The sequence below is a fragment of the Streptomyces bobili genome, assembly GCF_002154575.1.
Classification (GTDB): domain Bacteria; phylum Actinomycetota; class Actinomycetes; order Streptomycetales; family Streptomycetaceae; genus Streptomyces; species Streptomyces bobili.
On record NZ_MUBA01000254.1, the window covers coordinates 1 to 7,586 of the forward strand.

The 7,586-nt window shown below is 71.9% G+C and carries 7 protein-coding genes; 5 read left to right on the forward strand and 2 right to left on the reverse strand.

Annotated features, from left to right (window positions below):
• The first annotated feature begins 95 nt into the window (after window positions 1-95).
• Both BZL64_RS21015 and BZL64_RS21020 read left to right on the forward strand, forming a co-directional pair.
• Window positions 96-1,250, forward strand: a complete 1,155-nt coding sequence (locus BZL64_RS21015; RefSeq protein WP_086770749.1) for an acyl-CoA dehydrogenase family protein — start codon at window positions 96-98, stop codon at window positions 1,248-1,250.
• The gene (locus tag BZL64_RS21020) at window positions 1,250-2,299 is read left to right on the forward strand and encodes a Zn-dependent alcohol dehydrogenase (protein ID WP_086770750.1); all 1,050 of its coding nucleotides are present in this window, start codon (window positions 1,250-1,252) and stop codon (window positions 2,297-2,299) included. Before BZL64_RS21015 ends, BZL64_RS21020 begins: the two co-directional genes overlap by 1 nt.
• A 521-nt stretch (window positions 2,300-2,820) precedes the next feature.
• Here BZL64_RS21020 and BZL64_RS21030 read toward each other — a convergent pair.
• Window positions 2,821-3,909, reverse strand: a complete 1,089-nt coding sequence (locus BZL64_RS21030) for a GlxA family transcriptional regulator (RefSeq protein WP_244205425.1) — start codon at window positions 3,907-3,909, stop codon at window positions 2,821-2,823.
• Between the two features lie 200 nt (window positions 3,910-4,109).
• On the opposite strand from BZL64_RS21030, the gene BZL64_RS21035 reads away from it, so the two are divergent.
• Entirely contained in the window at window positions 4,110-5,420 is a 1,311-nt protein-coding gene (locus BZL64_RS21035; protein ID WP_107430331.1) for an MFS transporter, read from the forward strand.
• Window positions 5,421-5,493: 73 nt separating this feature from the next.
• Here BZL64_RS21035 and BZL64_RS21040 read toward each other — a convergent pair whose 3' ends face one another.
• Window positions 5,494-6,258, reverse strand: coding sequence for a helix-turn-helix domain-containing protein (locus tag BZL64_RS21040; protein ID WP_086770751.1), 765 nt, complete (start codon window positions 6,256-6,258; stop codon window positions 5,494-5,496).
• 240 nt (window positions 6,259-6,498) lie between these two features.
• Between BZL64_RS21040 and BZL64_RS21045 the strand changes: the two genes are divergently transcribed.
• Together BZL64_RS21045 and BZL64_RS21050 are read left to right on the forward strand one after the other, a co-directional pair.
• Window positions 6,499-7,164 (forward strand): DUF4097 family beta strand repeat-containing protein, encoded by a 666-nt coding sequence (locus BZL64_RS21045; RefSeq protein ID WP_086770752.1) that lies wholly within the window; start codon window positions 6,499-6,501, stop codon window positions 7,162-7,164.
• Window positions 7,165-7,233: 69 nt separating this feature from the next.
• A partial coding sequence (locus tag BZL64_RS21050; protein WP_143663254.1) for an ATP-binding cassette domain-containing protein occupies window positions 7,234-7,586 on the forward strand: 353 nt, incomplete at its 3' end.

Genomic DNA, 7,586 nt, shown 5'->3' on the forward strand with positions numbered 1-7,586 from the left:
TGAGCGGTGAGCGGGGAGCGGTAACCGGGTGTCGGATGCCGTTCCCCTCGATTTCCCGCGATTGCCCTTGATGTCCATCCATGTGAGGAGTGGCCGTGGAGTTCGGGTTCTCCGCTCTCGACGAGGCCTTTCGGGGCGAAGCCCGCGAATGGCTGGGGCCGCGTGTCCCGTACGCCGGCGAACGCCGGGCCTGGGAGCGGGCGCTCGGGGCGGACGGGTGGATCGGGATCGGGTGGGGGGAGGGCGGCTACGGGAACCGGGTCGCGAGCCTCACCCAACAGGTCGTCTGGGCCGAGGAGTACGTGCGCTCGGGGGCGCCGGGGCGGTCCGGGCACATCGGGGAGAAACTGCTGGCGCCGACGCTCCTCGCGCACGGCACGGCGGAGCAGAAGAAGCGGTTCCTGCCGCCGATCGCCGCCGGGGCCGAGCTGTGGTGCCAGGGATACAGCGAGCCCGGCGCCGGGTCGGATCTCGCGGGCGTGCGGACGCGGGCGGAGCGGGCGGCCGACGGGTCGTACCGCGTCACCGGGCAGAAGATCTGGACCTCTTTCGCCCACGAGGCCGACTGGTGCTTCGTGCTGGCGCGCACCGATCAGGGGTCGGTACGGCACCACGGGCTGAGCTTTCTGCTCGTGCCGATGGACCAGCCGGGGCGCGTCGACGTGCGGCCGATCCGGCAGCTGACCGGGACGAGCGATTTCAACGAGGTCTTCTTCGACGGGGCACGCGCGCGTGCGGAGCATGTCGTCGGAGCGGAGGGCGACGGCTGGCGGGTCGCCATGAGCCTCCTCGGCTTCGAACGCGGGGTGTCCACGCTCGCCCAGCAGATTGGCTTCGCCGAGGAGTTGGGGCGCGTGGTCCGTACGGCCGGGGAGACCGGCGCCGCCGACGACCCCGTCGTACGCGAGGCGCTGGTGCGGCTGTGGGCGGAGCTGCGGACCATGCGGTGGAACGCGCTGCGGACGCTGGGGGGTTCGGCCGGGCCCGGCGCGCCCAGCGTGGCCAAGCTGCTGTGGGCGGGCTGGCATCAGCGGCTCGGCGAGCTGGCGGTGCGGGTGCGGGGCGCGCAAGGGGGCGTGGGTCCGGCGCCCTGGTCACCCTCCGCGCCGTACGAACTGGACGAGACGCAGCAGCTGTTCCTGTTCTCGCGGGCCGACACGATCTACGGCGGCTCGGACCAGGTCCAGCGCACGATCATCGCCGAGCGCGTGCTCGGACTGCCCAGACAGCCCAAGGGATGGGGGACGTGATGCGGGGCGTGCTGTTCGACGGGAAGCGGGCCGAGGTCGTCGACGACCTGGAGGTACGGGAGCCGGGGCCGGGGGAGGTGCTCGTGGCCGTGTCCGCGGCCGGGCTGTGCCACAGCGACCTGTCCGTGATCGACGGGACGATCCCCTTTCCGGCGCCGGTGGTGCTCGGGCACGAGGGCGCGGGCGTGGTGGAGGAGGTCGGCGCGGGCGTCACGCACGTGGCGGCCGGTGACCATGTAGCGCTGTCCACGCTCGCCAACTGCGGGACGTGCGCGGAGTGCGACCGGGGGCGGCCGACGATGTGCCGGCAGGCCATCGGGCGGCCCGGCCGGCCGTTCTCGCGGGGCGGGCGGCCGGTGTACCAGTTCGCGTCCAACTCGGCGTTCGCGGAACGCACCGTCGTCAAGGCCGTCCAGGCCGTGCGCATCCCGAAGGACATCCCGCTGCCGTCCGCCGCGCTGATCGGCTGCGGGGTGCTGACCGGCGTGGGAGCGGTACTCAACCGCGCGCGCGTGGACCGCGGGGACAGCGTCGTCGTCATCGGCACGGGCGGCATCGGGCTCAACGTGCTGCAAGGGGCGCGGATCGCGGGCGCGCTGCGGATCGTGGCCGTCGACGCGAACCCGGCGAAGGAGGAGGTGGCGCGGCGGTTCGGGGCCACCGACTTCCTGACCTCCGCGGAGGGCGTGCGGGAGCTGCTGCCGACAGGCGCGGACCATGTCTTCGAGTGCGTCGGCCGGGTGGAACTGATCCGCCAGGCCGTCGACCTGCTCGACCGGCACGGCCAGGCCGTACTCCTCGGGGTACCGCCCGCGACCGCCGAGGCGTCCTTCCGCGTCTCCTCCCTGTTCCTGGACAAGTCGATCCTGGGCTGCCGCTACGGGGCGTCCCGGCCGCAGCGGGACATCGCCCTGTACGCCGAGCTGTACCGCACGGGCCGCCTCCTCCTCGACGAACTCGTCACCCGCACCTACCCGGTGGAGGACTTCGCGAAGGCGACGGCGGACGCGGAGGCGGGGCGGGTGGCGCGGGGGGTGCTGATGTTCTAGAGATCGCCGCCAGCCTGACTCTCCTGGGCCTGTCCGAGCTGGTCCTGCCCGCCCTGCTTGAACAGCGTGGCATCGGCGTCGGCTGGTCAGGCCCCTTGCTGACCGGGATGGCCGTGGGCGGCGGGCTCGGTGCGTTCGCCTACGGCCTGCGGAACTGGCCGGGACGGCTGCGCACCCGCAGCGTGGCTCTGATGGGCGGGACGTCGGTCTGTGTGACCCTCGCCGCGCTGATACCGGACCTCGCCGGGATCGCGCTCGCCCTGGCCGTCGGCGGCATGCTCCAGTCCGCAGCGATGCTCACCCGCAACCTGTCCCTGCGCGAGGCCCTCCCACCGCACGCCCTGGCCGCCGGCTACTCGGTCATGTACGCGGCCGCCGGCGCGGGCTACGCGGCCACCGGTTCCCTCGCCGGTGCGCTGCTCCCCGTGGTCGCGCCGTCCACGGCCGTCCTGGCCGGGGTGGCGGTGACCCTGGTGCTGACGGGCGTCGGCTGGTGGGGTGAGGCGCGGCACGCCGCCCGTTCAGTGCGGGGCGCCGACACGGCCGTAGCTCCGGTGGTTCTCGACGACTCGCGTTCCGATGGCTTCGGCGCCCTCGGTGACGGCGGTGACGGTGGTGACGGCGGTTCTGGTGCGGAAGGTGCGGCGATAGGCCGTGGGGGTGACCCCGAGCGCCGCCTGTAGGTGCTGGCGCATCGACTGGGCTGTGCCGAAGCCGGCGTCCCGGGCGATCTGGTCGACGGAGAGGTCGGTGGACTCCAGGAGGTGCCGGGCGCGTTCGACACGCTGCTGGGTGAGCCACTGACCGGGGCTGACACCGACCTCCTCGCGGAAACGGCGCGTGAACGTCCGTACCGACATGGCCTCCTGGGCGGCCATGTCGCGCAACTGGATCGGCTGATGGAGACGGCCGAGCGCCCACGCGCGCGCGGCGGTCGTGCCGGACTGCTGCGGATCGGGCACGGGCCGCTCGATGTACTGCGCCTGCCCGCCGTCGCGGTGCGGCGGTACGACCGTGCGGCGGGCGACCTCGTTGGCGACGGCCGTGCCGTGGTCGCGGCGCACCATGTGCAGGCACAGGTCGATGCCGGCGGCTACGCCCGCCGAGGTCAGCACGTCACCGTCGTCGATGAAGAGGACGTCGGGGTCGACCCTGACGCTGGGGAACAGCTCCTGGAGACGGGCGGCGTCGGCCCAGTGCGTGGTCGCGGGGCGGCCGTCGAGGACTCCGGCGGCGGCGAGGACGTACACGCCGGTGCAGATCGAGGCGAGGCGGGTGCCGGGTCGGATACGGGCCAGCGCGGCGGCGAGGTCATCGGTCAGGACGCCCTCCTCGAAGACCGGGCCGAGTTCGTACGACGCCGGGACGATCACCGTGTCGGCGGTGGCCAGGGCCTCGGGGCCGTGCGCGACCTGGATGGCGAAGTCGGCGTCCGTCTCGACCGGGCCCGGCGGCCGGACCGAGCAGGTGACGACCTCGTAGAGGTGCCGGCCCTCGGGGTCCTTGGGGCGGCCGAAGATGCGGTGCGGGATGCCCAGCTCGAAGGGGAGCAGGCCGTCGAGGGCGAGGACGACGACGCGGTGCGGGCGGAAGCCTGCGGAAGGGCTCATGGCCCGATCCTAATGAATGTCGTCCTTCGGGCCACTCGCTCGGGGAGGTCGCGGGCCCGAAGCTCTATGACGTGACTCAGGCAGACGCGACGCAGGCGGACGTGACGGAGAAGGACGGGAATCGGAGGAGCGGGCCCGGGACAGCCGGGCCCGGGACAGCCGGGCCCGGGGCGGACGGGTCCGTGGCGGATGCGGCTGGTATGGCTGATGTGGTGGACGCCATGGGCGGGGTCTCCCGTGCCGGGAAGCGGCGGCCGCGGATCCACCGGGCGTGGTTCGTCGCCGCCGTCACCTTCGTCACGATCATCGGCGCGGCGGCCTTCCGCTCCCTGCCCGGCCTGCTCATCGAGCCGCTGAACGACGACTTCGGCTGGTCACGCGGCACGATCGGCGCCGCCGTCTCGATCAACCTCGCCCTCTACGGGCTCACCGCCCCCTTCGCGGCGGCGCTGATGGACCGTTTCGGCATCCGCAGGGTGGTGGCCGTCGCGCTGACCGTGATCGCGATCGGCTCCGGCCTGACGGTGTGGATGACGGCGGCCTGGCAACTGCTGCTGTGCTGGGGCCTGCTCGTGGGCCTCGGCTCGGGCTCGATGGCACTCGCCTTCGCCGCCACGGTCACCAATCGCTGGTTCACCGAACGCCGCGGCCTGGTCAGCGGCATCCTCACCGCCGCATCCGCCTCCGGCCAGCTGATCTTCCTGCCGCTGCTGTCCTGGATGATCACGCGCTACGACTGGCGCCCGGCGGCGGTGACGGTCGCCCTCGCCGCCCTCGCGGTCGTGCCCTTCGTCTGGCTGCTGCTGCGTGACCATCCGGCGGACGTCGGGCAGATGCCGTACGGGGCGAAGGAGTTCGTGCCCAAGCCGCCCCCCGTGCGGGGTGCGGCGCGGCGTACCGTCGCGGTGCTGTTCTCGGCGGTGCGCACGGGCCCGTTCTGGCTGCTGGCCGGGACCTTCGCGATCTGCGGCGCCTCCACGAACGGCCTGGTGCAGACCCACTTCGTGCCGGCCGCCCACGACCACCACATGCCCGTCACGGCGGCGGCCTCCCTGCTGGCGGTGATCGGCGTGTTCGACGTGGTCGGCACGATCGCCTCCGGCTGGTTCACGGACCGCTTCGAACCACGCCGCCTGCTGGCGGTGTATTACGCGCTCCGCGGCATCTCGCTGCTCTTCCTGCCGATGCTGCTGGCCCCCACGGTCCACCCCCCGATGATCTTCTTCATCGTCTTCTACGGCCTCGACTGGGTTGCCACCGTCCCGCCCACCCTGGCCCTGTGCCGCGAGCACTACGGCGAGGACAGCGCCATCGTCTTCGGCTGGGTCCTCGCCTCCCACCAGGTCGGCGCGGCCTTGGTCGCCTTCCTCGGCGGCGTGGCCCGCGACACCTTCGGCTCCTACGACGTCGTCTGGTACGCGGCGGGGGCGCTGTGCGCGGCGGCGGCGCTGATGGCCCTGGTGATACGGCGCACGCCCACAGGCCCGGCAGTGCCCGCGGCGGCGGTTTGAGGGGTGGGCGGGCCGCGGTGGGACGCACTCCTGCCGGGCGGGGCTCCGGTGGTGGCTCGGGTGGGAGCGCCTTCTATCCGCGGTCCGTGGATGGTGTGTCGGTGTCGGTCGAGGGCGTCGGGGGTGTCGGGGGCGACGTGTGGAGGATGTCGCGGGCCTGTTCGGCGGCGCGGGTGATGCTTTCGGTGACGAAGTCGAGGAAGCGCGCGACGTTTTCGAGGCGGACGGCGGCCGGGGTGCGGGGGCCGAGCGCGATGGTGCCCTGTCGTGCGATGTCGACGATCTGTGCGGTGGAGCGGGCGCTCGCCATCATGGACTGGTACCAGATGTCGTCATCGACGATGTAGCGCTCGCGGCGGCGTTCGTCGCGTTCGCGGCGGATGAGGGCCTGGCTCTCCAGGAACGTGACCGCCTTCGAGATGGAGGCCGGGCTGACCTGGAGGCGCTGGGCGAGTTCGGCCGCGGTGAGACTGCCGGTGTCGGTGATGGTGAGAGCGGCCATGACCCGGGACATCATCTTGGGCATGCCCGAGGTCATCATGACGGTCGTGAAGGTCTCCTCGAACGCGGCGACGGCCTCCACGTCGCGTCCGTCGACCGGCGAGGGCGCCTGCGCCCCGCGGGGGGCGGCGGGCCTGCGGCGGTGGGTGCGGTGTTCGGTCGCGCGATGGGCGAGGTCGGCGCGGTAGCTGGTGGGGCCCCCGTTGCGCATCACCTCACGCGTGACGGTGGAGGTGGGACGGTCGAGTCCGCGGGCGATCTCGGCGTAGGCGAGGCCGTCGGCCAGTCCCGACGCGATCTGCTGACGTTCGGCCTGGGTGAGTCTGCCTCCCGGCATCACGGTCTCCCTTGTGCTCTGTGCTGGTCTCTCGATGTCCCGATGCCCCGAGCATAGCGTTCACCTTCAGTCTATTGCAACGGTTTCGCGTCGGCGTTGCATTAACTTTGAATACAGGTGCAACGATTATTGTCGCTGACCTGCAGTGATGGTGATTCTGTGCAACGAACTCATTGTGGGATCCGTGAACGCAACGTAGCGTTTCCGGTGTCAGAAACAACGAGCCGCAGGGAGAGCACGATGCAGAAGTTCGCCACCACCGCCCCGATCTCCGCCATCCTCGACATCCCCGCCGGACGCATCCAGTTCATCGCGGCGGACCGCGCCGACACCACCGTCGAGATCCTGCCCGCCGACCCCTCCAGGAGCCGCGACACCAAGACCGCCGAGCAGGCGACGGTCGCCTACGTCGACGGTGTCCTGCGGATCACGGCCTCGGCCCCCGGCAACCGGCTGACCGGCCCTTCCGGTGCGGTGGAGGTCACCGTCCAACTGCCCGCCGGCTCCCGTGTCGAGGCCAAGGCCGCGAGCGCCGAGCTGCGCGGAGTGGGACGCCTGGGCGAGGTCGTCTTCGAGGGCGCCTACCGCCAGATCAAGATCGACGAGGCGGAAAGTGTCCGTCTCACCGCGATCGACGGCGACGTCGAGATCGGCCGGCTGAACGGCCCGGCCGAGATCAGCACCGCACGCGGCGACATCCGTATCGCGGAGGCCGTACGCGGCACGGTCGTCCTGCGCACCCAGTCCGGCGACATCTCGATCGCCGCCGCCACCGGCGTCTCGGCCGCCCTGGACGCCGGCACCGGCCACGGCCGCGTCAGCAACGCCCTCAAGAACGACGGCACCACCGAACTCGACATCCGTGCCACCACGTCCCACGGCGACATCGCCGCGCGCAGCCTGTAACCCATTCCGCACCTCGCAAGACCCCGCAGCTCGTAGGCCCCAGCAACCTGTAGAAGAGGAGCCCCTTTCATGACCAGCTTGGCGATCGCGGCGAACGGGCTGCGTAAGTCGTACGGGGACAAGGTCGTCCTCGACGGCATCGACCTGGCCGTCCCCGAAGGAACGGTCTTCTCCCTGCTCGGCCCGAACGGGGCCGGCAAGACCACCGCCGTGAAGATCCTGTCCACACTCATCACCGCGGACGCCGGTGACCTGCACGTCGGCGGTCACGACCTGGGCGCCGAACCCCAGGCGGTGCGGGCGGCGATCGGTGTCACGGGTCAGTTCTCCGCCGTCGACGGCCTGATCACCGGCGAGGAGAACATGCTCCTCATGGCGGACCTGCACCACCTCCCCAAGAACGAGGGGCGGAAGGTGGCCGC

What these genes read in the sequence shown, in the direction of transcription:
- BZL64_RS21040 (WP_086770751.1), bottom strand. Translation starts at nt 6,258, where the DNA reads ATGCCGGGAGGCAGACTCACCCAGGCCGAACGTCAGCAGATCGCGTCG.
- BZL64_RS21045 (WP_086770752.1), top strand. Translation starts at nt 6,499, where the DNA reads ATGCAGAAGTTCGCCACCACCGCCCCGATCTCCGCCATCCTCGACATC.
- BZL64_RS21030 (WP_244205425.1), bottom strand. Translation starts at nt 3,909, where the DNA reads ATGAGCCCTTCCGCAGGCTTCCGCCCGCACCGCGTCGTCGTCCTCGCC.
- BZL64_RS21035 (WP_107430331.1), top strand. Translation starts at nt 4,110, where the DNA reads ATGGCTGATGTGGTGGACGCCATGGGCGGGGTCTCCCGTGCCGGGAAG.
- BZL64_RS21020 (WP_086770750.1), top strand. Translation starts at nt 1,250, where the DNA reads ATGCGGGGCGTGCTGTTCGACGGGAAGCGGGCCGAGGTCGTCGACGAC.